The 26186-nt window shown below is 66.8% G+C and carries 20 protein-coding genes and 10 pseudogenes; 7 read left to right on the top strand and 23 right to left on the bottom strand.

All coding sequences use genetic code 11. The features are described from left to right. Window positions 1-600: 600 nt before the first annotated feature. A complete protein-coding gene (locus ACFYYT_RS34110; RefSeq protein WP_351827243.1) occupies window positions 601-1365 on the bottom strand; it encodes a hypothetical protein in 765 nt (254 codons plus the stop codon). A 176-nt stretch (window positions 1366-1541) separates the two neighbouring features. Beyond that, window positions 1542-2024 (bottom strand): hypothetical protein, encoded by a 483-nt coding sequence (locus ACFYYT_RS34105; protein WP_351827245.1) that lies wholly within the window; start codon window positions 2022-2024, stop codon window positions 1542-1544. A 565-nt stretch (window positions 2025-2589) separates the two neighbouring features. Between ACFYYT_RS34105 and ACFYYT_RS34100 the strand changes: the two are divergent. The 3 genes and pseudogenes from ACFYYT_RS34100 (at window position 2590) to ACFYYT_RS34090 (ending at window position 4157) form a co-directional block, all read left to right on the top strand. Continuing rightward, window positions 2590-3399, top strand: a pseudogene (locus tag ACFYYT_RS34100) (IS5 family transposase). A 16-nt stretch (window positions 3400-3415) separates the two neighbouring features. Continuing rightward, on the top strand, window positions 3416-3640 hold the full coding sequence (locus ACFYYT_RS34095) for a TniQ family protein (RefSeq protein WP_362860683.1): 225 nt from the start codon (window positions 3416-3418) through the stop codon (window positions 3638-3640). A gap of 58 nt (window positions 3641-3698) precedes the next feature. Next, a complete protein-coding gene (locus ACFYYT_RS34090) occupies window positions 3699-4157 on the top strand; it encodes a hypothetical protein (RefSeq protein ID WP_351827250.1) in 459 nt (152 codons plus the stop codon). Between the two features lie 83 nt (window positions 4158-4240). Here ACFYYT_RS34090 and ACFYYT_RS34085 read toward each other — a convergent pair. The 15 genes and pseudogenes from ACFYYT_RS34085 to ACFYYT_RS34015 form a co-directional block, all read right to left on the bottom strand. Further along, window positions 4241-4788: pseudogene (locus ACFYYT_RS34085) on the bottom strand (transposase); the annotation flags it as partial. Next, window positions 4757-5188, bottom strand: coding sequence for a transposase (locus tag ACFYYT_RS34080; protein WP_351827253.1), 432 nt, complete (start codon window positions 5186-5188; stop codon window positions 4757-4759). The gene ACFYYT_RS34080 and the pseudogene ACFYYT_RS34085, both read right to left, overlap by 32 nt. A 13-nt stretch (window positions 5189-5201) precedes the next feature. After that, window positions 5202-5372, bottom strand: a pseudogene (locus ACFYYT_RS34075) (transposase); the annotation flags it as partial. 1276 nt (window positions 5373-6648) lie between these two features. After that, a complete protein-coding gene (locus tag ACFYYT_RS34070) occupies window positions 6649-7017 on the bottom strand; it encodes a DUF6009 family protein (protein ID WP_388610420.1) in 369 nt (122 codons plus the stop codon). Continuing rightward, a complete protein-coding gene (locus tag ACFYYT_RS34065; RefSeq protein ID WP_388610417.1) occupies window positions 7014-8522 on the bottom strand; it encodes a phage/plasmid primase, P4 family in 1509 nt (502 codons plus the stop codon). The genes ACFYYT_RS34070 and ACFYYT_RS34065 overlap by 4 nt, the downstream gene beginning before the upstream one ends. Next, entirely contained in the window at window positions 8519-9577 is a 1059-nt protein-coding gene (locus tag ACFYYT_RS34060) for a bifunctional DNA primase/polymerase (protein ID WP_351831181.1), read from the bottom strand. The genes ACFYYT_RS34065 and ACFYYT_RS34060 overlap by 4 nt, the downstream gene beginning before the upstream one ends. A gap of 119 nt (window positions 9578-9696) precedes the next feature. Next, a complete protein-coding gene (locus tag ACFYYT_RS34055; RefSeq protein ID WP_351831179.1) occupies window positions 9697-11130 on the bottom strand; it encodes an FAD-dependent oxidoreductase in 1434 nt (477 codons plus the stop codon). A 118-nt stretch (window positions 11131-11248) separates the two neighbouring features. Further along, a complete protein-coding gene (locus ACFYYT_RS34050; protein WP_351831177.1) occupies window positions 11249-12478 on the bottom strand; it encodes an MAB_1171c family putative transporter in 1230 nt (409 codons plus the stop codon). Continuing rightward, window positions 12475-13650 (bottom strand): MAB_1171c family putative transporter, encoded by a 1176-nt coding sequence (locus ACFYYT_RS34045; protein ID WP_351831175.1) that lies wholly within the window; start codon window positions 13648-13650, stop codon window positions 12475-12477. Before ACFYYT_RS34045 ends, ACFYYT_RS34050 begins: the two co-directional genes overlap by 4 nt. 3 nt (window positions 13651-13653) lie before the next feature. Next, window positions 13654-14247 carry a toxin-antitoxin system, toxin component gene (locus ACFYYT_RS34040; protein WP_351831172.1) on the bottom strand — a complete coding sequence of 198 codons (594 nt, stop codon included), beginning with the start codon at window positions 14245-14247 and terminating at the stop codon, window positions 13654-13656. Between the two features lie 176 nt (window positions 14248-14423). After that, entirely contained in the window at window positions 14424-15080 is a 657-nt protein-coding gene (locus ACFYYT_RS34035; protein ID WP_388610412.1) for a transcriptional regulator, read from the bottom strand. A 610-nt stretch (window positions 15081-15690) separates the two neighbouring features. Then, window positions 15691-16065 (bottom strand): DUF6009 family protein, encoded by a 375-nt coding sequence (locus ACFYYT_RS34030; protein ID WP_388610409.1) that lies wholly within the window; start codon window positions 16063-16065, stop codon window positions 15691-15693. Beyond that, window positions 16062-16562, bottom strand: a pseudogene (locus tag ACFYYT_RS34025) (primase-like DNA-binding domain-containing protein); the annotation flags it as partial. The pseudogene ACFYYT_RS34025 and the gene ACFYYT_RS34030, both read right to left, overlap by 4 nt. Window positions 16563-16626: 64 nt before the next feature. After that, a complete protein-coding gene (locus ACFYYT_RS34020; RefSeq protein ID WP_351826722.1) occupies window positions 16627-17067 on the bottom strand; it encodes a GNAT family N-acetyltransferase in 441 nt (146 codons plus the stop codon). Window positions 17068-17141: 74 nt separating this feature from the next. Further along, window positions 17142-17486, bottom strand: a pseudogene (locus ACFYYT_RS34015) (ISKra4 family transposase); the annotation flags it as partial. Between the two features lie 427 nt (window positions 17487-17913). Here ACFYYT_RS34015 and ACFYYT_RS34010 point away from each other — a divergent pair. Then, window positions 17914-18135: pseudogene (locus ACFYYT_RS34010) on the top strand (helix-turn-helix domain-containing protein); the annotation flags it as partial. A gap of 63 nt (window positions 18136-18198) precedes the next feature. Continuing rightward, window positions 18199-19404: pseudogene (locus ACFYYT_RS34005) on the top strand (IS3 family transposase). A 37-nt stretch (window positions 19405-19441) separates the two neighbouring features. On the opposite strand, the pseudogene ACFYYT_RS34000 reads toward ACFYYT_RS34005, so the two are convergent. The 4 genes and pseudogenes from ACFYYT_RS34000 to ACFYYT_RS33985 all read right to left on the bottom strand — a co-directional run. After that, window positions 19442-19657, bottom strand: a pseudogene (locus ACFYYT_RS34000) (IS5/IS1182 family transposase); the annotation flags it as partial. A gap of 216 nt (window positions 19658-19873) precedes the next feature. Next, window positions 19874-20281, bottom strand: coding sequence for a hypothetical protein (locus ACFYYT_RS33995; protein WP_351826721.1), 408 nt, complete (start codon window positions 20279-20281; stop codon window positions 19874-19876). Between the two features lie 73 nt (window positions 20282-20354). Next, the gene (locus ACFYYT_RS33990) at window positions 20355-21071 is read right to left on the bottom strand and encodes a hypothetical protein (protein ID WP_351826720.1); all 717 of its coding nucleotides are present in this window, start codon (window positions 21069-21071) and stop codon (window positions 20355-20357) included. A gap of 1976 nt (window positions 21072-23047) precedes the next feature. After that, window positions 23048-23254, bottom strand: a pseudogene (locus tag ACFYYT_RS33985) (IS5/IS1182 family transposase); the annotation flags it as partial. A gap of 754 nt (window positions 23255-24008) precedes the next feature. On the opposite strand from ACFYYT_RS33985, the gene ACFYYT_RS33980 reads away from it, so the two are divergent. Continuing rightward, the gene (locus ACFYYT_RS33980; protein ID WP_351826719.1) at window positions 24009-24407 is read left to right on the top strand and encodes a hypothetical protein; all 399 of its coding nucleotides are present in this window, start codon (window positions 24009-24011) and stop codon (window positions 24405-24407) included. A gap of 375 nt (window positions 24408-24782) precedes the next feature. Here ACFYYT_RS33980 and ACFYYT_RS33975 read toward each other — a convergent pair. Then, window positions 24783-24914 (bottom strand): annotated as a pseudogene (locus ACFYYT_RS33975) (DUF5713 family protein); the annotation flags it as partial. 65 nt (window positions 24915-24979) lie between these two features. On the opposite strand from ACFYYT_RS33975, the gene ACFYYT_RS33970 reads away from it, so the two are divergent. Then, window positions 24980-25228, top strand: a complete 249-nt coding sequence (locus tag ACFYYT_RS33970; protein ID WP_351826718.1) for a hypothetical protein — start codon at window positions 24980-24982, stop codon at window positions 25226-25228. 163 nt (window positions 25229-25391) lie between these two features. Here ACFYYT_RS33970 and ACFYYT_RS33965 read toward each other — a convergent pair whose 3' ends face one another. Then, a complete protein-coding gene (locus ACFYYT_RS33965) occupies window positions 25392-26066 on the bottom strand; it encodes a peptidase inhibitor family I36 protein (RefSeq protein ID WP_351826717.1) in 675 nt (224 codons plus the stop codon). Window positions 26067-26186: the final 120 nt, after the last annotated feature.

Here is a 26186-nt window from a genome sequence, read left to right as displayed (position 1 = left end):
AGATTCGGCTGGATATGTGTGTCCGAATTTCGATCCCCCCATTTCTTGGCCTGCCTCTGAAGATGAGCCACGCCAGGTAAATCCGTCCCGGTAGATCAGGGCAACTGGTTACTTTCGTGCCGCGCTGCGGTGTGGCCGATACGTTCGGGCCCGCAAGCGCCCCGGATGGGCCTGCAGAACCCACGGACCAGGGCTGTCGGTCACCACTGGGAGGAATTCTGGAACGAGGTCTCCCAGAAGGACCGGCGGACGGGAGTGCCGACACAGCGGGGGGCCACCGGCTTCATCGACGCCGCCATCCGGGACACCAGGCTGAACCCAGCCGGACACCGTGCCACGAGGACACCTTCGACCAGAACAACTTCAACTACCGCTTCACCACCCCGGTCGACTCCTCCGCGGAACTCCTGCCCTTACCCTCGCAGGCTCTCCAGGGCCCCCGAAGCAGAGCACACACCTCATCGAGCCCTCACTGAGGAGCAGGTGATCCTGTAGGCATGCCGCTGAGAGAAGGGTGGCCCCCCATCTACGGGCAGTTAGACACCTGCCGGGGCAGACCGGAGTAAATCCCGATGGATCAACCCCGACCAAACCCACGCCTCAGTTTCGACTCCCGGCATCCGAAAGCACCGAGGATGATTTATCTATGGACGCCTGATTGGTTTTCTTCAGGCTCTCGAACGAAATCTGATCCTTCTTGATCGCCTGCTGTTGCATCCGCGTCTCGACGTCGAACCAAATTTTCTCGACTTTATGCTCCCTCCGGCAACCCACGTCAGCGGTTGCCGTCTTTATTTCAAGATCGGTGACGACATTCTTGTCGATGAACCGTGGGTCGTCGCGCGCATCTGCCGGAGTCGCGTAATCATACCCCTTGGATTTCATGCATGCCGACCATCTGGAAAAGACGTCGACCACTGCCGGATCCTTGAGTGACTGCCGGAAAGAGTCGGCGTCGACTTGGGTCGCCGCGGTCGATTTCTTGAGCTGGGGCGCCTTGGCGTCGGCTTCGCCGGCACATTTCATCAGGACCTTCTGATCTGCGCCCGACGAGTCAACCGCACCGACACTGACCGCAGCATCGTATTCCCTCTGAATCGCCTCGTCCGGATGATATCCGCGCTTTGCAGCCAGCTCAGCCTTGTGTATCCCATAGCGAGAGTCCATCGCGGAGGCACCGTCGAGCTGCGGCAAGTCCGGGGCGGGCGTCCAGTCGGGGTAGCCCGCGGAAGCCATGCAAGCATCGATCAGAATGTCCCGTGCGGCCCCGACCTTCTTCATGTCTCCGGCCCCGGGGGTGTAGGCCTCCAGCGGGAGGCGCCACGTCGCCACGTCGTCCGGCTTCCCCACGACAGCTGCCGCCACGCGCCCCAGCTTTGGGCTGTCGGATCCTCTCCGGTGTGGGTCCTGACCCTGCAGTGCCTGCCAGCCGCCAACCCCTAATCCCGCTACGAGGAGGGCCACGCTTGCAGGCACGACAAAACCCTTGATTCCGGTCCGGCATTTCATTCTTTGTCTCCTCAGAATCCGAGTCAGGTCCGCTACCCCCAAGAGAAGGATGCGTTCTCGTTGTAGACGTAGTTGAACCGGTATTGAGTGTCGTTCAGTGGCGGCAGTTCATCCCGGGGGCCGCTGTAGCCTCGACTGAAATGAATTCTGGCCCAGTACTTGTAGTGCCAGTTGTCACCCGAGGCCGCATTGTTCTTGATTCCCTCACCGTAACCACGCGGAGGCGTTCCGGCTCCGGTACCACAGAACCAGAGTGGGTAGTACCTGAGGTCCCAGCTCGCCTGGACCGAAGCAAAGTCGTACACGTTGTAACCGATGGTCCGCCACGAGCCTGTTTGCCCGGAACCGTAATATATGGCGAACTTGAACTCTGAATCGTTGATTATCTTGCAGGCGCGCTGCGGATCGGAGTTTGCGAAATCCATCTGCTGCGGCGACTCTCCGTCGGCGCTAGCCGACGTTGCGCACGCCGCCACAAGTGCGATAGCGGCGGCCAGCGTTCCGAACTTTCTCATACGCCCCCCAAATCGGATATGAATTTGTTCGGATCGCACATCCTGCACTCAATCCGGCCACCGGGAACCTTATCCTTTCTCCCAAGGCAGTCCGAAGTGCGATCAAGGCGAAGCCTGGCTGGACGTTAGGACCTTCAGCTGTTGACAGCCACCGGATTTTCGGCATCCGGAACCGACTCGACGAGGGTTGGCCAATTCAGGCCCATGCCTCCACCTGCGGTTGGGAAGCTGGCTGGGCCTGTGAACAGGGCATTTGATATCCCATGCAACGGACTCAAAGTGACCACTGATTGGCGAGACCATGCCTCATGAAAGCCGCTGCCATCGAGACACGGACCGCGGTCGCTGCCGCGATCGGCGCAGTGGCCCACACGTGAGAAACCGTCATGCCCGACACCGCCCTGGCTCACGCCCCGATAACCCCGGGCGCGGCAATCAGTGCGTTCAGCTACCCGGCCCCGGCCGGCAGCACTTCTGGTTCGGAGCCGACGAGCTCGTAACAGGATCTTGGTGAGATGTCCTGGTCAGCCGTGACCGGTGTGACGATTCGCCCGTTTGAGACGGTGTGAGTACTCGGCCGTGGATCGTGGACGACGACTTGTGGGCTTTGATCGAGCCGCTGCTGCCACCGTGGCCGGAGAGGTCGCCGGGGCCGCGGCCAGTGGCGGACCGGCTGTGTCTGCAGGGCACCCTCTACGTCCTGCACAACGACGTCGCCTGGCAACTCCTCCCGCTGAAGCTGGGGTTCGGCTCAGGGAAGACTTGCTGGCGAAGGCTGGAGCGGTGGCAGCAGGCAGGGGTCTTCGACCAGTTGCACCGCATCCTCCTTGCCAAGTTGAACGCGGCCGGCCGCCTCGACTGGTCCAGGGCGTGCGTGGACGGCTCCCACATCCGTGCGAAAAATGGGGCTCCGACACCGGTCCGTCGCCGGTCGACCGGCGGAAGACAGGCAGCAAACACCACCTGATCTGCGACGGACGCGGCACCCCCGCTGAAAGTCATCACGACCGCGGCCAACGTCAACGACGTCACCCAGACCCTCGCCCTGGTCGACGGCATCCCACCTGTCGCCGGCCGCCCCGGCCGACCCCGAAGGCGTCCGGAAGCCCTGCTCGGAGACAAGGGCTACGACTCCAACCCCAACCGCGATGAGCTGCGTAAACGCCGGATCCTGCCGGTCATCTCCCGCAGGGGAGCCCCGAACATCAAGGGCATGGGCAAACTCCGCTACGTGGTCGAGCAGACCTTCGCCGTGCTCCACCAGTTCAAACGCCTCGCCGTCCGATGGGAACGCCGCACCGAACTCCACGACGCCTTCGTCTCCCTCGCCTGCGCCCTCATCTGCTGGCGACGCCTCAACAGGCCCGATTCATGATTGCGTTACGAGCTCTATGGACATGGCCAACAGCGGATGGGTGTCCACCACCTTCAGCCGCTACTGCCCCGACTGCCTCGCCGACACCGCAGACATTCCGGCCGGCCCGGTCTGGCAGGGCTCCTGGCGGCTCCCGCACATCTTCATCTGCTCGCGCCACACGATGCCGGCGTACCCAGTTGACGGCCATGCGCCGCAGGCTGCAGAACCGTTCGGCCGCCGGCCCTACCGGTGGAACTGAAAAGCACGGAGCTACGTCCTTGAACATGTTCAATCAACAGAGCCCCGGAGGTATCCCTATGACACTCACCCGACACCAGCGCATCGGCTTAACCCTCGCCGTCGCCAGCGTGACTCTGTTCGGAGCCGGTGGCTGGTACCTCTGGTACTGGACGGCCGGGAGCATCACCAGCAGTCTCGGCACACCCTGCGCCGAGGCCGCCCACTTCCTCCGCGCCTCCCGACTGCCCGACGGAACCTATGACCGCCGATGCACCATGGGCAGCTTCATGGGCCTGGACTACCAACTGGACCTGCGCGCGCCACGCGAAGCCACGCAGAGGTGGCTGCGGGACGCGTACCCGGACATGGAGCTCCGTCGGCACTGCGTGGACTCCCAGCTGTGCGCGGAGCCGGGGGTGTACCCGGTGCCGTTCAAGGACCGGCACGGCCACGAGCTCGCGGATATCATACGCGTCAAAGTCGACTATGAGGACGGCGGCACTGCGCACCTACGCATATACGGGATCACGATGTGACGCCGACAGCGCCGCCAGGCAATGTCACCTGGCGATCCGGTGTCTGAGCGGGCGTTTAATCTAGGCGGATTGCCATTTATCTCCTAGTAGCCCCCTCGCCAGGTTGGTGCGGTTTCGTCCGTTATGCGCTTGCTGAGGTTGTCGATGGAGGCGATATGGATCATGGCTTCGGAGCTGGTTGTGAGGGTCTCGTAGTCGCGGGCGAGGAGGCAGTGCATCATGATCCAGCCAATACTCCGCTCTACTACCCAGCATCTTTCACGACATGGAAGCCGCGCTTTTCCGGGTTGCGGTTGACGACTTCGACGTCGATTCCCAGGTGGGCGTCGTGTCCGGCGACGGCGTTCTTGAAGCCGGTGTCGACCCAGCTTTTCGAAAGGGTCGGGTAGGTCGCTTTCGCCTGGTCGAGGAGACGTATTCCCATGGCGTTCTCGGAGAGGCCGGCGCCTGCGACGGTCACGGCGAGGATCAGGCCGATCGTGTCGAGGATGCCCCGCCTCCGTCCGGCGATCTCCTTCGCGGCGTCGGTTCCCTGGCTGTTCACAGGCAGGTTGGTGGAGGTCTTGACGCTCTGGGTATCGATGACCGAGGCGGTCGGCTCAGGCATGCGGCCCTCCTTGACGCGGGCCAGTCAGCGCGATCCGCAGCACGTTGCGGGCGAAGTCGACGAGTTGGCCGGTGTAGCCGCCGTCGGCCCAGACCAGCGTGATGCGCCAGTACCGCTCGCGCGGCCGGGCCAGCAGGGTTTGTCCCGCGTCCCGGTCGGTGACGGACGCCGCCGTAACCGTGACGGCCAGGAGCAGCCGAGGGTGTCCACCACGATGCGGCGCTTGCGGCCGTTGACCCTTTTTGCCGCCGTCGAAGCCCCTGGTCGCGGCCGGCACCGACGCAGCCGCCTTGACCGACCGGGCGTCGATGATGCCCGCGGTCGGTTCCCGGTCGAGTCCGGCCGCTGCACGGATCCGGTCCCGCAGCCGGGTCGTGGAACTCGGCCGTCCAGCCCTTGTCGCGCCAGCGTCGGAAGAAGGCATAAACGCGATCCCACGTGGGGAAGTCCGCGGGCGCCGACCGCCAGGAGATACCGCCCGCGACCAGGTAGCGGACCGCGTCGACCATCTGCCGGTGGCAATACCCCTCCGGCTGCCCGCCCCTGCCCTCCAGCCAGGCCTGCACCGGAAGCGCGGCACGGACCGCGGCCCATTCCGCGTCCGTCATGTCCGACGCATACCGAGGCTCCCGGCCCGGACGATCGCCCGCGTTCGCGTACACGTGGGCGAGGCGGTCACACGACCGGGAAGACGAGTTGGACGAAGCGGTGGACAGCACGAAAGTCTGCGGTGCCAGGGTCTCCTGACGCTCGGATGGATTCGACACCCACGAGCTGTTCGGGAGGCCCTGCCTTCATGCCCGGACCCTCAGAAGATCACCCGGCCGGGCAACCACACTCGAACTCACGCCCACCATGATCGATAGGACAACGGCCACTCGGTGATCGGCAGCGTCAGCATTACCCGTCAGGCTTGGCTGTGGTCCTGGGCGACATGGAGTGGGTGCGGCAGTTCGGCGAGGAGAACGATGATCCCGTCCTTCCATGGCCAGGCTTCAACTACCACCCCGAACTTGTCGCTGAGGCACGGATGGTCGCAGCCGCAGTGCGGGACGCCGAAGGACTGGGGGCGGAGTCGATGAACGACGTGCAACTCCACTTCATGATCCGTACCTGGTACTCGCTGCCGAGCGGCAGTGATGGGTGCACGGAGGACTCCCAGGCTGCTGATGCCGGCCGCCGGACGTCAAGACGTCGCTTCACTTGGCTGAAGTCCGCACTGTCGACCGGCGCAGATGCGTGTCAGTGCCATGTGAAAGAGCCTCCGAGCATGAGCTACGACTTGGCTGTGTGGGAAGGCGAGAGGCCGACGGATGACAAGACCGCCGGCCGGGTCTTCAGCGACCTGCACGACCGCTATGTCGACAGCGAGGTCGAGGAGCCTCCATCCGAACGTGTAGCGGCCTACGTCGCGGCGCTGCTTGAGTGGTGGTGCGACCTCACCGAGGGCGAGGAGGACACTTCGCCCTGGTCGAGCAGCCCGTTGATCGGCGAGGCCAGTGGCCCGCTGATCCACTTCCCGATGCGGTGGAGCATCGCCGAGAGGCCTCTGCCTACGCGACAGCCGTGGCGAAATCCATGGGGCTGGTCTGCTTCGACGTACAGCAGGACCGGCTCAGGCCTTGAACAGGGCCGCCAATCGGCGACAGGCGATGAGGATGCGGCTATGCCGACCAAGGCAAGGGCACGCGCGGGGATGCCCCCTCCGGATTGTCGTGCGCCCCGTCTTCCGGGCTTCGGCAGCATGGAGGTGTGTGGGGTGCTCTCGCCGGGGCAGGACATTCAGGGCGGGCGGAGGCCCACAGACCGTTGTCCGTGCGTGGTTGCGGCACAGGTGCCACGAGGGCTTATCGTGCGCGTTCGCCCCGACCGCCGCAGGGTTGATCAACCAGCTTGCGCGGGCCGTTCGGAGCGGTTGGTTTTGCGGCCGCGGCTTCCGGCGGACAGGGTGGTCGGGTCGACGGCTTCGGCTGGGGCGCCGGTGGCGTAGAGGCCGTCGGGAACGGTGTCGCGGTCGTGGGGCAGGAGCCAGAACACGCGGCGGCGGAAGGTGCCGCTGGAGCGGGACGACCTTGCCTGTGGGCCGAGGCGGGCGTAGCCGACGAGGCGGCCGTCGCGGTGGTAGGGGGGTTTGCCCCGGCGGTTGAGGAGCCTGTCGAGGGACTGGCGTACGTAGTCGAGTTCGGTGACGTCCTCAAGCCAGACGAGGTCGATTTCGTGGTGGATCTCGTCGTCGGAGAGGAGGGAGCTCACGCGTTCTCCGCTTCTGCGAGCAGTCCGATGCCGGGGTAGTACTTCTTCGAGTTGGACAGGAGCATTTCCTTGGGCGAGGCGATGCCCGCCAGTTCCCGTGAGCGGGCCGCGAAGGCTCGGGAGGAGACGGCGGGCGTGCCTTCATTCTGGCACCAGGTGCGGTAGGCGGTGTAGAGGAGGGCCTGTTCGGTGCGCAGGCCCGGCCGGAAGGTGCAGGATTCCTCGAAGAAGCGGCCGGTGTGGTCTTCGGTTTCCGCGTAGGCGGTGGTGGCGATGCGGACGGGGGCGGGGCCGGTGAGGTCGCGGTCGCCGGCGAGGTAGCGGCGGGCTCCGTCGATGAGCCAGGCGAGGATGCCGGGGCCTTCTTCGGTGACGAGGATGTCGGCGAGGTTGTCGATTTTCCTCTCGTCGGGGACGACGTTCTCGAACGGGACCAGGCGCATGCGGCGCCAGAACGCGAAGCCTCCGGTGCCGACCTCGGGGCGGTGGTTTCCGATGAGCCACAGTTTGTGGGTGGGGGCGAAGGAGAAGAAGTCCTGTCGCATCCGGCGGGCTTTGATCCGGTCGCCGCCGGTGAGGAGCTTGACGCGGGCCTCGTCGAACTTGTCGCCGGGTTTGACCTCGGAGCAGACGATGACCCGACGGCCGTGGAGTTCGGCGAGCTCGGTGGGATGGCCGTCGAAGGCGCGGGCCATCAGGAAGCCGGGCGGGGCGGCATCCGCGTAGTCGCCGAGAAGTTTCATCAGGACGTCCAGGAGTACGGACTTGCCGTTGCGGCCCGTGCCGAAGAGGAAGGGCATGACCTGGGCGCCGACGTCGCCGGTGAGGGAGTAGCCGAGCAGCAGGTGCAGGAAGTCGATCATCTCCCGGCCTTCGGCGTCGTCACCGAAGGTGTCGGCGAGGAACCGGTCCCAGCGCGGCGTGGGCTGCGACTTCGGGCCGCTGGATGTCGATCGGGAGTGGAAGTCCTTGTCCGACCGCGGAGTGCGGACGAGTCCGGTGTGGAGGTCGACGATCCCGGCCGGGGTGCACAGGGCATAGGGATCGGCATCGAGGAGTTCCGCGCGCAGAACCATGCCCGGGGCGGCCTTCGCCTGGGTGAGCATCGCGTTCATACCGGAAGTACTGAGGGCTCGGCGGCGGTGCTTTTGCAGGGCCTGGTCGCTGTGGACACCTCGCGGGTCGGTGGTCGCAATGGCTTCGGCGAGGTCACCGGCCGCCCAGACAACGGTGTCGTCCTCATCGGCCTGCCACCGGGTGGTGTCCCACCGGTACCAGCCCAGCCCGGGCACGTACTGGTAGTCGCGCGCGTAGAGGCGCACGAAGAGCTTGGCGTTGCCGCGGTCGGTGAGGGTGTCGGGGAGGAGGCCGACGGGAGTGGCGTGCGCCGGTGTGGTGCTGGGGGCGGGGACGGGTGCCGGCCTGCTCTGGGCAAGGATCTGCGCGGCGACGGCCTCGGGGTCGAATGCGTAGCGGGAGCCGTGCGTACCGGTGGTCAGGTTCATCGACGGTCTCCAAGGTGCAGGGGGCGCTGGGCGCCGGCGGCCATGCCGCTGCGGATGATCTGACCGGTACGGCGGTCCTGGCCGGGGCGGGCCGCTTCCGCCGTCTCGCGCAGGGCGTGCTCTGCGGCGGATCCGGTGAGGTGGCCCGCGGCGGCGAGTCCGCCGAGGGTGTAGGCCGCCCGGTTCAGCTTCTCCGTGAACCCGGCCCCCTCCGGGAGTTGGGAGCAGGCCGCGACGTCGGAAAGGAGCGCGGCGAGGAGACGAGAGGTGCGGTCCTGGCCTCCGCCGGCGGCGAGGACGGCCTGACGGGCCCGGGGCGGTACCCGCCGGGGGGTCGCGGCGGCGGGTACCGCCAGGTGGCCGGTGCGCCGCAGCTCCTCGGCGAGCCAGGCGGGCAGCGGGGCGGGCCGTAGTGCGGTGCCGACGGGCCGGTAGGTGCCGGCGGTGGTCGTCGTACCGGGGGCGATGATGTAGCCGCCGTGGGCGCGTACGTCGACCTGCCAGGCCAGGGCGCGCCTGCCTGAGCCGGTGGAGCACTGCCAGCGGCGGCCGTCCGTGACCTCGTACCAGATGTGCATGCCGCCGGAGGGAGTACGGACGCGCAGGGTGGAGGCGTCCTCGGCCGGGGATGTGTGGCCACGCAGCGCCGCGAGTACAGCGAGGGAGTGGTATCCGGTGGTCAGGCCGGACAGGTCGATGTGCTCGCCGACGGGGATGCCGGGCAGGATCCTGTCGCGCGGGGGAAGTTCGCCGAAGTGGGCGTCGATGTCGATGACGACCAGGCCGGCCGGCCCGCAGGCGACGCCGACTCCCGGGGACGGGGTACGTCCCCACCATCGTTCGATACGGCGGCCGTCGAGGGTCGCGGCGTGGAAGCCGTGGCACCAGCGGCCGCCGGGCAGGCAGGGGCAGCCGCTGTGGGTATGGCCCGGGGTGGCGCAGTCGCGGCAGTTCGCGGCAGGGGTCTTGCGACCGGGGGTGAGGGGGAGCACGGGCCAGCCGCCTGCGACGCACCAGCGGGCCAGCCGGAGACCGGCGACTGGGCGCTCAGGCATCGGTTGTCCTGAGTCGCTGCGGGAAGACCGCAGTTCGGCGGGCATCTCATCCCCCTCGGAGCGACTGAAGCGACTGAAGTTTCACCTATGTCCCGCACTCACGCGCCTGGCGTTCCCTCTCACTTCGGGTCGGCGGTCCGTACGGACGCCAGCTCCTGGGCCGTCAGGGGCGGTCCGCTCAGCGGCGGCCGCAGGGGGCCGCGCAGGGCGCCGAGGAGGACGCGCGGCTTGACCAGGGTGGTCAGCGGGGCCTGGAGGGAGGTGACGTCGAAGAAGTCCTTGGTCATGGTGAAGCTGCCGCAGCATGTGTTCAGCAGGCGGTAGGTGTAGCCGGACAGGACCTTGTCCTTGCGCGTCGGGGTGCTCTGGGCGCTTCCCTGGACTCCCGGATAGAACACGTCGTGTCCCAGTGCCAGGTCCCAGGCTGCCGCGACCGGTTTGGCCATGGCCCTCTGGACTCGTCGTGCGAGATGGGGCGCGTCGACTCCGTCGGCTGACGCAAGGTCGCGGAGCGCGAGCGCGGCCTGGGCGGCCACGGACATGGCGTGCCCGTAGATGGGGTTGAACGCCGCCAGGGCGTCGCCGATGACGACGAACCGTTCCGGCCAGTTCCTGACGTGTTCGAAGTAGCGGCGGGTGTTGCGGGTGCTGCGGTTGACCGTGACGTCGGTCAACGGCTCCAATCCGGAGATGATCTCGCCGATGATGGGGTGGCGCAGCCCGCGGGCGAACGGCTCGAAGTCCTCGCTGTTGGCCGTGGGCTCGCCTCCTCTGGTTCCGGCTGTGGTGACGATCCACTGGCCGTGCTCGATGGGGAGGATGCTGGCGCTCTGGCCGGGGCGTGCCGTCCGGGGGTCGGACTGCACGACGACCAAGGGAAACCCGGCCGTTCCTTCCGGTGCGCGGAAGACACGGGTGGCGTACGTCAGGCCCAGGTCCAGTGAGCGCTCGGGTGCGGGTTTGACCCCCAGCTCCGCCAGGTGACGTGGGGCCCGCGAGCCCCGCCCGCTCGCGTCGACGACGAAGTCGGCTTCCAGGGCGGCTTCCCGGCCGTCCGCCCCCCTGATGCGAACGCCGGTGACGCGGGCGGCCGTGCCGGTGAGGCCCTCGACGCGGGTGCGCTGAAGGACGGTCACCCTCGTGTCGGCCAGTACGAGGTCGCGTACAACGTGGTCCAGCAGGTTGCGGCTGCAAGCGATCAGGAAGGCGGTCTCGGCTCTCCAGCGGCGGAGCCAGCCCTCGGGAGTGAATCCGACCATGCCGGTGGGTATCGGGATGCGGTTGGCACCGGCGGCCATCCATCGGTCGGTGACGCCGGGGAGAAGGGCTTCGGCAGCGTGTACTCCGCTGCTCCAGAACATGTGTGCGTGGCTTGCCTGGGGAAGTCCCTTACGGGGGCCGGGGCCGGGCGGCAGTTCGTCGTTCTCGACGATGAGGACCTCGTCCACCACCTCGCGCAACGCGGCGGCTGCCAGAGTTCCGGCCAGACCGCCGCCGATGACGATGGCCCGGCGCCGTACCGCCACCGTGGGGGTGTTGCTGGGGTGGGTCATGTGGCTGCTCTCTCGCGGGCCGCCGAGGGCGTGCGGCATCGTTGTCGGAAGAAGGGGGCCAATCCGGACCCGGACAGGACGGATGGCGTGTGAAGGGTGTGGTGTCAGGTCGGGTCAGTCAGCCATCCGCGCTGCCCAGGCGTGTCGGCGGAGTTTCGGTGAGTGGTCCGGCGAGGTCGGCGGTCCCCTGGAGGGGCGATGGCCGCCCCGATTCCCGGCCGGAGGTCTTCTCGAGAACAGCCAGGACGCGCAGGGCGTCCGAGAGTCGCAGGAGTTGTTCGTCGTCGCCCGAGAGCATGTCCTCGATGCTGCATTCCCCTGGGTCGGCCTGGGTACCGCGCAAGGCGTCGAGCGCCGCGCCCACCAGGGCGACGTGGTGTGCCGCATCCGGTTTCAGTGCGCTGGGGAGCGCGTCCGCCTGTCTCTCTCCATCCGTGTGGCGGCCGAGACGGGGCACGATCAGCCGGAGGCCGTCGCGGATATCGCAGGTGCGGCGCAGCTGGCGCTTGCTGAGCGAGGAGCTCCAGGGAATGCGCACCAGTTCGTACGGGGTCACCGCGCGCGCGGTCAGCCACAGCGGGCGCAGGCGCCGGTACTGGGACCACCGACGCCACAGACCCATCACGCCCTGGCTCGCGGAGGGCAGGACGAGGCCGATGCACTGGAGGAGCGAGGCCAGTGAGGACACCGTCGGGGCGACGGTGGTGCTGACGCCGTCCCAGTCGTGGCCGGTCCATCGCGCGCCGATGGCCAGGAGCTTGCACGCGACGTAGCCCATGCTCAGGACCGAGCCGGTCACGATGAGGAGCAGCCCGTTCCGTAGGAGGCCCGAGATCTCACGGGACCAGCGCCAGCACAGGCGGGCCAGAACCAGGTTCGCCAGCCCATAGGCCAGTACGTAGAGGATGACCATCTCCCGGAGGTACGGGGTGGTGGCGTAGTAGGTGTCGAAATCCCGGAGGCGTTCCTCGGACGGGTCTCCGAGGGCGAACAGGGTGAACTGTGTCGCGATCAGCGCTCCGTAGATGCAGACACACCAGCGTGTGGCGGCCCGGCGGCGGTCCTCCGCGCCTCCGCGCCAGGTGATGGTGAGGTTGATGAGCGCTGCGCTGCCAGCGGTGACGATGCCGTAGACCAGCGGAACCGAGAAGTTGGGGATGCCCGTGAGGGTATTCACCTGGGAGATCGTCGGCGGCGCCGCGAAGAAGAAGATGGCGGCGCCCAGCGGCAGGAGCAGGGCCACGGAACGCACGAGGGGATCGCGCCAGTGTCTGACGAGTTCGGGCGCCCTCAGGGCGAAGGCGGCGCAGAGGACACCGACGAGAAGGTAGAAGTAGACGGTGGTCATGCGTGCTCCCTCTCAGGGATCGACCTGCCCTGATCCCCGGAAAGGAGGATCCGGGCCAGCGCGTACGAGATCCGCACGAGATCGCGCTTTTCACCGGGTTCCGGCTGAAGTTCCCGGGAGGACGCGATCACGCGGCGCTCGGGGTCGGCACGCAGCGCGTCGACCGCCGCGATGACCATGACCGCGTCCGCCTCCGCGGCGGCGTTCTCGTCGGCGGCACCATGGGCCAGCGCGTCGGCGAGTGCGCGGGCACGCAGGGCGAGGTCGAAGTAGGGGTTGAGGGTGAGCAGTCCATCGTGGATGCCCGATTCTCGATGCAGCCGGCGTACGCCCATCGTGGAGAGCAGGGGGATCTTGACCACTGCCGTGGTTGGCGTCAGCCCGTGGAGCAGGCGTGACAGAGTTTCCAGCCGGCGGTACCGGGTCCAGTCCCGCCAGGGCTCCTTGAAGCGCTGCACGATGAGGGGGACGCCGAAACCGAGGAGGATGAAGCAGAAGGAAACCGTGACGAAGGGCCGCGCCGTTTTGGTGCTGAGGACGTCCCAGTCGACTCCGGCCCATCGAGCGCCTATGGCCGCGAACTTGCACACGTCGAAGCCGAGGGTGATGGTGTAGCCCGCGATCATGAGGCCCAGGCCCACACGAAGCTCCCGAGGCACACCGCTCAGCCAGCGCCGGCACAGGGACGCCATGATCACCGCCGCGGCGGAGTGGCCCATCAGGTAGAGCACGATCATTTCGCGGATGTACGGCGTGGTGGCGTAGTAGGTGTCCAGGTCCTCCAGTCGTTCGACGGGCGCCTCGCCGAGGGCGAAGAGCGCGAACATCGCAACGGCCAGGGCTGCGTAGGTTCCCGCGCACCAGCGTGTAGCCCGGCGGATCCGGGCCGGCGGGCCTCCTCGCCAGTTGATGATCAAGATGATGCCGGATCCACAGCAGGCCATCAGGATCGAGTAGAGGAGGGGCGCGGCGAAGTTCGGCACGCCCGTTACCTCGTTGACCTTGACGATCATCGAGGTCGCGCTGAAGTAGAAGACGCCCGTGGACGTCAGCAGGAACACCACCACGGCCCGCAGAAGGGGATCGCGGGCGTTTCTGCGCAGGCTGGGAAGCCGGACGAGAACGGCCACGGTCCCCAGCGCGGCGGGAATGAAGAAGGCTAGATCGGACACGGGTCAGCCCCGTATACCGTGCTGGCCGAGCGCGGCCGCGATGCGGCCGGACGTCGTGCCACGGTCGAGTACGGGCGCGTCGGGCGCAGCCAACAGGTGCCGTACGGCGTGTGCCAGTTCGAGGCCATAGCGCTCCGCGGCCTGTTCCTCTCCCTCGTGCTTCCTGGCGGCAGCCGCGTCCTGCTGCAGGAGGGCGGGGCTGTGGCGTCCGGCAACGGCCAGAGCGAACTCGACCGCCGCTTGTAAATCGGCGTCGTGGCGCAGAAGACGGGCGGCTGCCGAGCCCTCCGTCACATGATGGTGGCAGTGGCCCAGCTCCAGGTGGCGTAACTCGTGCCCGGTGATGATGATCTGGTGTTCGGCCACGGTCTTCCGTTCCACGATGATGAGGTCCTGCTCCCCGAGGTTCAGTGCGAGACCGCTGGCGGTGCCCGGAGGGAAGGGCGTGGTGCGGAACTCGATCCTGCGCCCCCGGCGCCGCCCCATGGCATCGCAGAGCGCGCGACAGACCTGCTCGGCCGGAACCGGAGATTTCAGATGGCCGATCCCGTCCACGAGGGCGCCGACGGACTGTCGAATCTCCCGCTGCTTGAACACGTATCTCTCCCATGCCCCTGTTCCGCGAAGGGCAGGAGTTCGCGCCCTGGCGGATTCCACCCGACCAGCCCGCACCGCCCCCGCACAGCAGCCGACCGTTTCACAAACCCTCCGCGTCACGACCGGCGAAGGGGCACAGCCCGACCAGTCCCCTGGCGCGTACCGGACAGCACGCCTCAGGACGCATCGCCGGGCGGGTCCTCATTGCCTTCCGCCGCGCGCTCGTCCATGTAGTTGTCGAGCCATTCGAGCAACTTGGTGCGCCCCTGATCGGGAAGCAGGGCGGCGCGCAGCGCGATGCCGTCGACGCCGTGCCGCTCGTAGAGACTCGACCGCCCGGCGCCGGCCGACTGCTCCGCCAGGACGCCGCGTTCACTGTGCTCCTGGTACTCCTGGAGCAGCGTTTTCTCGATGACGGCCAGGGCGCAGCTCAGCGCCTCGGCGTCCTCCGACTGGAGGGCGCCTGCGGGCCGCTCGAAGAACCGCTCCAGCCGTGCGCAGTGGTCCATCGTCGGGCGCCGGTCTCCGCCGAACAGTGCCTGTACCTGCTGCCGGGAGATGCCGCTCTGCCGGGCGATCTCCCCGTGCGAGAACCTGCGGCCGTTCTCCTTGAGGTACGTCCCGTGGAGCAGGTCGAGCCGCTGCCGGAACCGCTTGTGGATGTCCGGCTCGCCTGCGGGCCGCCCGTGGAGGAGCGCTCGTACGACGTCGAGCGGGACTCCTGAGGCGAGGCGTAGCTTGTCCGGATCCAGGACCTCGTCGCGGCTGCGGCCCAGCTTGGCTCCCAGGTCGACGACCCGTTCGACGGCTGCGGCCAACTGCGAGGCGACCACGGTCGGTAGAGGGAAGGCTTCTGTCACCGGCTGGTCCCCCGAAGTCGCGCTGGACGAATCACCCCGGCACCCGCAGGGGCGCCGACGCAGAGGCTGTTGCAAAACCGATGCTGCCACAGTCGTGGCAGCTGATCCATGGATCTCTGGCCAAACTGCCACGATGGTGGCAGAAAGTCGATGGTCCGCCTACGGCTGCACAGCCACGCCGACAGGCGGCTGCTTCGGCTGACGACACCCTGCGCCGCTTCGTGCAGGGCCACCGGGCTGGACTCCTGCCTGAGGTGAGTTGTCGTCAGCTCCACCACACCCCGCCGCTGAGCGTGCAGCCCTGACCGGCCTCGGGCCCGACCTCCGCTCCGCGATCCGCTCCTTGGAGCAGTCCCGGCAGATCGTCGAGGCTGTGCGGACGGCGCGCGATCGCCTCCTGGTCAAGTTCTCCTCGCGGTTGGTCTGCGGCTCGACCAGCAACCGCTGGTCCACCCACCGCGTTCGTAGCTGGTACCGATCAGGGGCGTGTTGCTCCGTCGCGCAGCGACTGAAGCGACCCCGAAGTTCGACATGAATGTGTGCGGCATCGAAGCTGTGGATGCCGGATGCCGGATGCCGGCGATCAGGCCTCGGCGGCCTGCGCGGGCCGTTCGGAGCGGTTGGTTTTGCGGCCGCGGCTTCCGGCGGACAGGGTGGTCGGGTCGACGGCTTCGGCTGGGGCGCCGGTGGCGTAGAGGCCGTCGGGAACGGTGTCGCGGTCGTGGGGCAGGAGCCAGAACACGCGGCGGCGGAAGGTGCCGCTGGAGCGGGACGACCTTGCCTGTGGGCCGAGGCGGGCGTAGCCGACGAGGCGGCCGTCGCGGTGGTAGGGGGGTTTGCCCCGGCGGTTGAGGAGCCTGTCGAGGGACTGGCGTACGTAGTCGAGTTCGGTGACGTCCTCAAGCCAGACGAGGTCGACTTCGTGGTGGATCTCGTCGTCGGAGAGGAGGGAGCTCACGCGTTCTCCGCTTCTGCGAGCAGTCCGATGCCGGGGTAGTACTTCTTCGAGTTGGACAGGAGCATTTCCTTGGGCGAGGCGATGCCCGCCAGTTCCCGTGAGCGGGCCGCGAAGGCTCGGGAGGAGACGGCGGGCGCGCCCTCATTCTGGCACCAGGTGCGGTAGGCGGTGTAGAGGAGGGCCTGTTCGGTGCGCAGGCCCGGCCGGAAGGTGCAGGATTCCTCGAAGAAGCGGCCGGTGTGGTCTTCGGTTTCCGCGTAGGCGGTGGTGGCGATACGGACGGGGGCGGGGCCGGTGAGGTCGCGGTCGCCGGCGAGGTAGCGGCGGGCTCCGTCGATGAGCCAGGCGAGGATGCCGGGGCCTTCTTCGGTGACGAGGATGTCGGCGAGGTTGTCGATTTTCCTCTCGTCGGGAACGACGTTCTCGAACGGGACCAGGCGCATGCGGCGCCAGAACGCGAAGCCTCCGGTGCCGACCTCGGGGCGGTGGTTTCCGATGGGTGCGGTTCTTCTGAAGGGAAGGTGCGGATTGGGTGGTGAACCCGCATCGGGTCTGTTCCAGTCAGGAGAGCCGCAAGTCGATCCAGGGGATCGTGTCTCCAGGTAGCAGGTATCGCTCACTTTCGACGAAGCCGTGCTTCAGCGCGAACCGGAGTCCGTCCTCATTGGAGGACAGAACGACCGTCTCGATCACCTCGGCCCCCAGTTCCCGGGCCCTGTTGAGCCCGCGGGCATAGAGTTCCTCGCCGAACCCCTGCCGGCGGTGACCGGCGAGCACACGGGCGATGACTGTGGCCGTCGGCGTTTCGTCCGTCGGCGGGCGCACCGTGCTGCAGCCCACGAGATCGCCATCGAGATACGCGATCTCCAGATGGTTGCGCTGGGCACGTTCCCGTACCTCAACCAGGGACAGGGCATGGGTAGGAATGATCACGTTGTGGGCGTACTGCCAGTCTTTGAGCGTGGCTTCGCCGTCCGGTCGCTGGATACGAAGATCAGACATCTCAGCAGGAGACCCGAGGACACCTTTGACGTCAACTCTGCCGGGTATTTCCGGGTCCTCGGGCAAGTCCTGGATCAAGCCATGAGGTCGTATTCCTGCTGGCCGGTCGAGGGGTAGAGGCGCTCGTGTTCGCGGGCGGCGTGGAATTGCCAGTAGGAGTCGAGGTCGCCGTTGGCGACGAGGGTGCGGAGCCGTAGGACAGCTTCGGCTCCGTGAAGGCCCCAGCGGGCTCCGGTGATATCGAGGCGGTCAGCGATCAGGTGACGGCAGGCGCCTTCGACCGCGCCAGTGGCGATCGGCCAGCCGCTGTCGAGCGCGGTGTCGTAGCGGAGCTGGTCGAGATGGCCGGTCAGGTAGCGGTGGCAGGCTTCGACGGTCTCGCGACGGGTGGCCGGCAGGTGTTCCCGGTCGGCTTGGGCGGTGGCCCGGCCGCAGGTAGGTGATGAGCTTGTTGGTCAGGCGGAGACCAGCGACCGAACACTCAGGGGTGGGTCGCCCTGAGTCGCTGTGAGGAACCGCAGCTCAGCGGGCATGCACTTCCCCTCACATCCCCTCACAGCGACCGAAGCCTCCTATATATGACGCACACACGCACACAGGAATGTAGTCATATACCTGAAGTTCGGTCGCTTCAGTCGCTGCTTTGCTCAGAGAAGCCATCTGACCTGCAAGTTTACCAGCGGCTCAAGTAGGGCGACTGAACTTCGCCTCAGTCGCCCTACTCAAGGCCGCTGAACGTCCGCACCCCGATCACTGTCGGTGACGGGTGAAAAGTGGACCGTTGGCGGCGGATGAAAGTTGACCCCCATCGAGAGCCTGACTCGTTGAGTCAGGTCGGGAGGATGGGTGATCAGCGTGGAGGACTGGGCGGAGATCCGTCGGCTGCATTGGGCCGAGGAAATGCCGATCCGGGCGATCGCGAGGAAGTTGGGGATCTCGCGGAACACGGTCCGTAGGGCGGTGGCCGATGACGAGCCGCCGAAGTATCAGCGGGCGCCGAAGGGCTCGGTCGTCGATACGGTCGAGCCGCAGATCCGTGAACTGCTCAAACAGTGGCCAGACGGGCCTTGACCCCGGGTTTTGGACACCGGAGAGACTTGGATCTTGATGGTCCAGGAGAACGGAGTCCCTGTGGGGATGAAGCATTACCCCGCCGGGTTCAAGGCGGACGCGGTCGTGTTGTACCGCTCGAGGCCGGGAGCGGCGATCAGGTCGGTCGCCGGTGATCTCGGGGTGAACACCGAGACACTGCGGATCTGGATCCGGGCTGCCGACGGGCGCCGTCCCGGCTCCCACTCGACAGCCGGCCGCCTCGCAGGCCAGCGGTGACGACGTTCAGGCGGAGCTGGCCGCGGCCGGCTAGAGGATCCGCGAGCTGGAGGAAGAGCGCGACATCCTCCGCAAGGCAGCCCGGTATTTCGCGACGGAGACGCGCTGATGAACCGCTGCCAGTTCGTGGAAGATCACCAGCGTCGTCACGGCGTGAAGCGGCTCTGCGACATCCTCGGGCTCTAGGCTCGAGCTTCTGCTACTGGCGCCGCACCGCGGCCGCGCGCACGGCCCGGCAGGCCGTCGAAGCCGGCATCGCGGCCCGGATACGCAGGGTCCACCAGGACTCCGACGGCACCTACGGAGCCCCCAGGATCACCCGAGCTCCGCGACGAGCGCGGCCCGGCGGTCAACCACAAGCGCGTCGCCAGGATCATGCGGAACCTCGGGCTCGAGGGACTCCGTCTGCGCCGTCGGCACCGCACCACGCTCGCGGACCAGGCCGCGGCGAAGGCACCGGACCTGATCGGACGTGACTTCACCGCATCCGAGGTGAACACGAAGTACGTCGGCGACATCACATACCTGCCGGTCAGCGGCGCGAAGCCGCTCTATCTCGCGACCGTAATCGACCTCGCCTCCCGCCGGCTGGCCGGGTGGGCGATCGGCGACCACATGCGAACCGAGCTCGTCATCCACACCCTGGCGGCCGCTGAGCGAACCCGCGGGAGCCTGGCCGGATCGATCATGCACACCGACCACGGATCTCAATACACGAGCAGGGCCTTCGCTGAGATCTGCAGGTCCGCAGGGGTCCGGCAGAGCATGGGCGCGGTCGGCTCCAGCGCGGACAACGCCGCCGCGGAAAACTTCAACGCCGCCTTCAAGAGAGAGACACTCAAAGGCCGGAAGGCCTGGTCGAGCGAGGGTGAGGCCAGACTCGACGCCTTCCGCTGGCTGACCCGATACAACACCCAACGCAGGCACTCCCGCCTCGGCCACCGGTCCCCGATCGCCTACGAAAACGCCCTCCGACCAGCAGCAACTACCCTGACCCAAGCCGCATAGACGTGTTCAACATCCGGGGTCAAGGCCCGAGGTCGTTTTACCCCCCTGTTTTTCCCGGGATCAGCTTTTTGGTCTGGTGTGTCGGATCGCGCCAGGAGATGGTGTTCTCGCCGGTGAGCCGACGGGCCATGAGGTCGGTCATCGCGATGTGGACGATGGCTTCGGAGCGGGTGGGAAGGATTTCGTAGTCGCGGGTCAGGCGGCGGTGGAGCATGAGCCAGCCGTAGGTCCTCTCGGCTGCCCAGCGTTTCGGGAAAAGCCAGACCGCTTCTCGTACTCCCGCCGGGTATTGCGTGGACGAAGCCAACGGCTGGGCCCATGCGGGACCCGGAGGGTGCCGGGGCCCTCCTCTCGTGGCTGGTTCGCGCTGTACTTCGCCCGGCCTGGCGACGTATGGTGGAGCCAATCTGTTGTTCAGGCAGAAGGGCCCCCACCGTTCGCGGTGGGGGCCCTTCTTTGTCTGCGCCGGTCAGGCGACGGCGGTCGTTGCCAAGCTCAGCCTGGGCGTTCCCTCCGCGGGAGGGGCCGTGCGGTACATGGGCAGGTTCAGTGGCGGAAGCACACCGGACTGCATGTCGGCCAGGGCCTGGGCAAAGGCGTCGTCCATGGCGTCGGCACTCGGGTAACGGGCAGCCAGGGGATGCAGGTGGTAGCTGTTGGCGCGCCGGCCGCGTTCGCTGGGTGTGCGCAGGACGATGCGCAGATCGAACAGGGGGTCGAGGAGTTTGCTGACGGTCGCCGGGGAGACCTTGTACTCAAGGGCCATGGCCTGCTGGGAGGGAAGGACGCCGGTGCCGATCTCGCTCCTGTACACGAGGTAGGAGAGGAACTTCACCGCGGCCGCCCCGATGGGCAGGGCCCAGACACGTTCGGTCACGAGTGGGGACATCACGGGCTTGGGCATCGAGTGGGGTCTCCTTGATCGTGTCGTGACGGTTTGTGCGCGGTTATCACCCGGCCACCCCTCTGGCGTGGGGCGGTTCCTCGAAGTCCAGCACCTGCTGGCCCGGAATGGCCGTCGGCCCGACCTTGTGCGGGAAGGCCCTGGGGTCGTGGCCGTGGCCCTCGGCGATCTCCTGGAGGACCGTCTGCTGCTCTCCGCTGTTTCCGGAGAACCACAGGGTCACGTTGAGGCGGATACGGCCGTATCCGGCACTCTCCAACCAGCCCCACTCGCACAGCGATTTGACGGCCTTGTTCACTGTCGGCCGGGTAGTGCGCTTCGCACCCGGGATCGCCGCGAAGAACTCGTTCAGGCCGTCAGTGATCTGCTGCTGGGTGTACGACGTGATCCCGGTGCCCTTCTCCTGGCCGCCGGCCACGAACAGGAAGACCGCAGCCTGGCTCTTGGAGACGAGCCCGGCGATGAGGAGCTTGGCCATGTACTGGGCGAACCAGTTGCTGGTGAGGCTGTAGCCGATGCCGCCGGCCATGTTGTGGATGGTCCGGGGTTCATTCCCCGAGTAGTCGATGCTGATGTCGACCTTGGGCCCGCGGGCGGACCTCCTCCCGGAAGGCAAGGTTGCCGTCTTGCTCTCCGAGCCGCCGCCGATGTGGCCGGTCAGGAGTTCCAGGATGTTGTGGAGGACCTCGTCGCCGGTCTCGGATCCAGCGGGTGCGGTATCGCGAAGCCGGCGCTGGGCTCGCGTCGGCGGTTCAGATGTCACTAGGCCTCCTCTGCTGTTCAGGCAGGAGGAGCCTATCTCAAGAACTTTCCCTGAAGGCAAGTTCTGACGGCGAGTCGCGCAGGTACCTGAGGCACCGTCACCAATGGAGCTGGCACCGGAACCGGTCATAACTTTCGCTCAGGGCAAGTCATGAGGCTGCCGAGTACCCCATAACTTGCACTGAGCGAAAGTTATGGGCTGCGCTGTCGACCCATCCCGACACCATGTCGGCGTCGAGCTCCCGAACTTTCCCTCAGTGCAACTTTCGAAGCGTCAAAGCCCCACATCTTGCCTTGAGCGAAAGTTTCGCGAGTCCAGCCGACACACATGCCCCTACGGACAGCCTTCCGCGACGCTTCGAACCTCGGACAACGCACCTCTCTGAGCTGGGGTGTTGCCCTGACACATCCCGGCATCCAGGACTTTCCCTGAAGGCAAGTTCTGCGTCCAAGTGTCGGCTCCGCGTTAACACTTTCACCCCCCAAGTGTGTCGGCCAGAGCTGCTTGCCGCCAGGAAACCGCAGGTCAGAGGCGTGCGGCAGCCGCGCTCTCTTAACAAAGAGGCGAACGGGGCGTTGCCGTCTTGCTTAAGCCCAGGAAGTCTTTCTTCGAACGGCTGGTCCAAGGTATGACTCGTCCCGACACTGGGTCTTGAGTCCCCTCAGTAGCCCGAACTCTCATCACTTCTGTCTCAACCCCATTCGGCGGCCAGTGATCACCAGCCCGAAACTACCGGTGCTGACATGCTTCCGAGGCTGCCCTCCTCAGCCACGTAGCACAGCAACCCCCCCTTTTCGGTAGGCATGGTCCACTGAGGGCGCCCAGCGCCCGAAGGGTGCGCGGAGCGCAGGACCATGACTTGGAGCGAAGGGGAGGTCTGGAGGGGGCGCCGCTAATGCGGCCCCTCCAGGGATGGTCCAGCGCATCCAGGCGCTGGCGGGGGGTCCAGGGGGGCAGCGCCCCCTTGGCCACGGTCCGCAGAAAAGTGACGTACAAGAACGAGGAAGCTACTTGGGGTCAGCCCCCGAATGCCGTCGCTCGGTGGCGGTGGTGTGCTGCCAGGTTGGTACCGACACTCTCTCCAGCTGGCGCAGAAGGACGTCAAGCGCCACGGTCTGGTGGGGGTAAGCGAAGCACCAGGACCTCAGCGGTGTCAGGAGACCAAGGCGTCCGTCCGTGCGAAATGCTCATGCGCTTCGCACCAAAGGAGTAGCCGTGTGCGTCCCGGTCGAGGGGATCAGGCACTTGCATCATGCCGTTGCGGGGTTTCTGGCATATGTGGGTCATGCCCCTTTTAGGGCCTGTCTTCCCAGGGGCGAACCCGACCCACCACGTGCAGTCCGCCGTCCTGAGGGGACCGTAGCGCGGCCAGCACTCCCTCACTGATCTCCTCATGGTTGAGCCACCGGGTGTCCGATCCGTGCCCGGTGAATCCGAGGATGACGCTGCGGTGGCGCGGGCCGCTGAGGCCTGTGGGTGGTCGGGGCGGGGGTCCCGTGGGCGCTGCGGCCCTGCTCCCGAGTACCTCGACCACCAGCGCGTCGTCCGTGAGCGTGTCGGCGACGGCGGCGTACGCGTGCGGCCGTCCTCCGGCATGTATCCACAGGATGGCCTGCCGGAATGGGCCTGTGCGTGCGGCGGCATCACGCAACGCCGCGGCAAACAGGATGGGCTCGGTGTAGTCCGCGCGCACCGGCACCAGCAGCTCATGGGCGAGGCCCTGCTCCCCGAAGGCGGCTGGCCCGGGCGGCCGACGTGAGACGACCACCGCGGTCAGGCCCTCCCGCACTAACGCGCTCACGACTCCAGCCAGCATCCCCGTACCGCCGACCACCAACACCGGACTTCGTGCCGTCGATTCAGTAAAAATGGTCCACCCCGACTACCGCCGTCTCCTTGAGGAGCACCCGCGTACGGCCTTTGCCCGCATTAGGGCCGACTACGGGCAGTAGCAGGAGATGGTCGAGGCGTACGTTCAGCCCGGAGCCGTAGGCGACGCCGCGCCGGGCGATCATCGGCTTGATGCCTCGCTTCCACAGCAGGCGGCGATACTCGTCGCAGTCGTAGCCCCGGTCCGCATACAGGCGCCGGGGCTTGCGGCGCGGGCGTCCCCGAAGTCCCCGGATCGACGAGACGGCATCCAACATCGGCAGGAACTGGGTGACATCGTGCCAGTCTCCCCCGGCCCGAGAAAGGCCTCAGCACATGCGCAATGGGAAGTGCAAGAAGAAGTGACTGCGATCGAACGACTCTGGGAGGACTTCGAGCTTCCCATCGAGAACGCGCTCCACTACGCCGACCCGACGGGCACTCGTACGAAGTCGCCCTCGCCCCCGACACGCCCACGGGCTTCGCGGTTCTTGCTTCCTTCGACCTCGACGAAGTGCTGGAAAGCGATCCGTCCTGGGTGTCTTCCGTCGATGGACTCGCTGCTGTGGACCTGGGCGAGAAAAGACTGTTCTGGGGCGCCGAGGGCTCGTACGGAACAGAGGGGTTCATCGCCCGTCAGACCGCGGAGCGGGCCCTGATGCGGGCGATGTTCTTCGCGGAATCCAATCCATTCGACCGGAACCGGCTGTCGGGAACCGTCGCTACCTTCACATCGACCTCGGGGCTCGAGATGTCGGTCGACATCGACGACCCACGCTCACCGGCCCCGGGACCTGCATCGGGCCGAGCGGCACAAAGGCCGGATGCCCCGGGTGTAGGGGCGTGGCGGGAACGCCAACGCGGGGTGTTCGGCGTGGGCTGGAGGAGGTCGTCGGGGAAGCCGCAGGGGATCGAGGGTCTGTTGCAGCCAGGGTTTGGTGTTGACCGATTGACCAAGATGTTGCCCGTCTGCAGCTCGACCTGTCACTACCGCCTCTGTCCCAGAGCCCTGCGCAGGTCACGCCTAATCCTGTAGCAACGCCTGTGTTCGGTCTCTACAGTCGCCGCATGGCCACCGAGGACGAGAATCCAAGCCAGCGTGACATCACTGCGATGCTCAAAGACCAGACCAGTGCCTGCAAGGCAGCGCGCGACGCCATTGCTGCCGGCGGCAATGTAATGCTCTACGACGGCCAGGCCCCGCATTGGATGGTCTTTGGCATCACTGCGACAAGGCTGAGGAGGTCGTTGAAGATCGGCCTGATGACCCTCGGCCTTGACGAGACCGTCGAGATCCTCCGTGCTCGAGACCGCGATGAGCAACTGCGTACCGGCAACATCGTCGCAGCAGACCGGTCTTGGTTCTTCACCCTGTACTTCGACGCCACCGGGACCGAGCTCCTGGCGTGCAGCGGCGTCAAGAACGAGCGGCCCTCGCGGGGGGACGGTCAGAAGCTCCAGCTGTAGAGGCCGCCACCCGTGTTCGCCGCAGACGCTGCGAGGCGGGCAACCCCTTGCAGTACTGCCAACAGGTCATCGTCAGTCATGTCGTCTCCGTCTTCGGACCGGAGGCGCGTGGTCCAGATGCCTGCGAGTTCTCCGAGTTCGGCGGAGCTCGCGTTGGCCAGTGCCCGGGTCAAACGCTGCGGCAGAGCGAACACCTCAACGCCATCGTTCAAGGGGGCGGCGACCCACTTCGGCCACGGGGCCTTGACCCCGAATTTCCTGCGATCTGCATCGTACGACTCCGGTGCCATCCGTGATGTCCCCGGAGGATAGGGCTCCGCACTGACAGCGCCATGGGGCGGCAGGTGACCGGGCAGGTATCAGGCTGGCCTTTGCTCACCAGTCTCTGCCGGCGATCAGCTCCTCTGTGTCCGCGTCCGCAAACCCGTATGCCGCCGCCACAAGCCAGAACTCCTCAGCGATCCACTCACGCGCAACTGTCTCGATCTCACTGCCGGCTGCATCGAAGGGCTGACGTCTGCGTACGCCGACGAACCCCCGCCATTGATGGCGGATACAGCTTGGAGGACTTCGTGACCATTCAGATCGCGCCGCTGGCGGCCCTGCTCATCGTCGTGGGCCTCGCCGTCGGCTTCTCGGTCTTCAAGTACACCGCCCGCGCACACGGCGCCGCCGGCCGCGGGGACCTGGTGGCGTCAATCGCATCGGGGGCCGCGGTGGCGACGCTCCTCGTGTTGCTGCTCGCTCCGGGCTTTGGCCAGCCCCTGACGAACCCGGCGACCCCGTCGGTCGGTCCGGGTTCAGTGGCGGCCGCCCGGTAGCTGGTCCAGGCGATCTGGTGACCGGCTGCGAGGCTGAGGGATGAACCGAAGCCCTTGATCAATCGTGACGGAAAGGGTCCCCGGTCGCTGACCGGGGACCCTTTCCCTGCGTTTTCGAACGCTCACTGCTGATGGCTCGGCTGCTCAGCCGGGCCGTGACGCGCTACATGTCCAGGGCGTCGGCCTTGTCGTTCCACGTGCCGCCCGTTACGTACCCGAGCGTCGTGAGGTCGTAGCAGCTGCCGGCAGGGATGGACATCGACGGATCCGGCATGAAGTCCCGGAAGTCGACCAGGGTTCCGCCGAACTGGGGGCGGTTGACACAGATGGAGCTGGCCTGGTCACGGAAGTTCCAATTGCTGAGGTTCTTGGTTCCACCTGCGCTCCACTGGAGACGGCGGCCGGTGTAGTTGGAGTGCTCCCACAGGCAGACCCAACCGCTGGCGCAGTCGCCCGCGGCGAACGTCGAGACAGGCGCCTGCGCGCCGAGCGCCTTGCGCTTGGCGGCCGTCTCCTTGGCGAGGGCGGCGTTCTCCTTGGTGAGCGAGGTGTCCGCCTCAGCCTGGCTGTCGAAACACCGGACTTCACCGTTCGGCACCTCGGCACAGACCTGGGCTCCCTGCCAGCCGTTGGCGAGGTTGATCTGCTTGCCCTTGTACGTAGCGATCACGGGCTTGGAGGCGTCGATGCCGGAGCGGATCTCCTTCTCGGCCGCCGGACTGAGGCTCCCCGAGACAGGTGCGGCCGGCGAAGGTGTCGCGGCACCCGCGGAGGGTGCCATGAGCAGAACAGCGCCGACAGCGGCGGCTGTAGCGACGACGACTCGAAGTGAACGCATCTGATTTTCCCCCTGGTTGTCCGTCTGATGGCGGAGATTGCTCGCCCGCGGCGTGGGTCTAGTGCCGGGGCAGGCCAGGAGAATAGGCAGCATCACGAGAGATCGAGGTGAGCGAAATCA

The sequence above is a fragment of the Streptomyces sp. NPDC002032 genome, from assembly GCF_042890765.1.
Classification (GTDB): domain Bacteria; phylum Actinomycetota; class Actinomycetes; order Streptomycetales; family Streptomycetaceae; genus Streptomyces.
Note: the sequence above shows the minus strand (reverse complement) of the source record. Positions and strands in the feature narration are given on the sequence as shown.

What these genes read in the sequence shown, in the direction of transcription:
- ACFYYT_RS34105 (WP_351827245.1), bottom strand. Translation starts at nt 2,024, where the DNA reads ATGAGAAAGTTCGGAACGCTGGCCGCCGCTATCGCACTTGTGGCGGCG.
- ACFYYT_RS34095 (WP_362860683.1), top strand. Translation starts at nt 3,416, where the DNA reads ATGGACATGGCCAACAGCGGATGGGTGTCCACCACCTTCAGCCGCTAC.
- ACFYYT_RS34090 (WP_351827250.1), top strand. Translation starts at nt 3,699, where the DNA reads ATGACACTCACCCGACACCAGCGCATCGGCTTAACCCTCGCCGTCGCC.
- ACFYYT_RS34080 (WP_351827253.1), bottom strand. Translation starts at nt 5,188, where the DNA reads ATGCCTTCTTCCGACGCTGGCGCGACAAGGGCTGGACGGCCGAGTTCC.
- ACFYYT_RS34065 (WP_388610417.1), bottom strand. Translation starts at nt 8,522, where the DNA reads ATGAACCTGACCACCGGTACGCACGGCTCCCGCTACGCATTCGACCCC.
- ACFYYT_RS34060 (WP_351831181.1), bottom strand. Translation starts at nt 9,577, where the DNA reads ATGCCTGAGCGCCCAGTCGCCGGTCTCCGGCTGGCCCGCTGGTGCGTC.
- ACFYYT_RS34055 (WP_351831179.1), bottom strand. Translation starts at nt 11,130, where the DNA reads ATGACCCACCCCAGCAACACCCCCACGGTGGCGGTACGGCGCCGGGCC.
- ACFYYT_RS34050 (WP_351831177.1), bottom strand. Translation starts at nt 12,478, where the DNA reads ATGACCACCGTCTACTTCTACCTTCTCGTCGGTGTCCTCTGCGCCGCC.
- ACFYYT_RS34020 (WP_351826722.1), bottom strand. Translation starts at nt 17,067, where the DNA reads ATGTCTGATCTTCGTATCCAGCGACCGGACGGCGAAGCCACGCTCAAA.
- ACFYYT_RS33980 (WP_351826719.1), top strand. Translation starts at nt 24,009, where the DNA reads ATGGCCACCGAGGACGAGAATCCAAGCCAGCGTGACATCACTGCGATG.
- ACFYYT_RS33965 (WP_351826717.1), bottom strand. Translation starts at nt 26,066, where the DNA reads ATGCGTTCACTTCGAGTCGTCGTCGCTACAGCCGCCGCTGTCGGCGCT.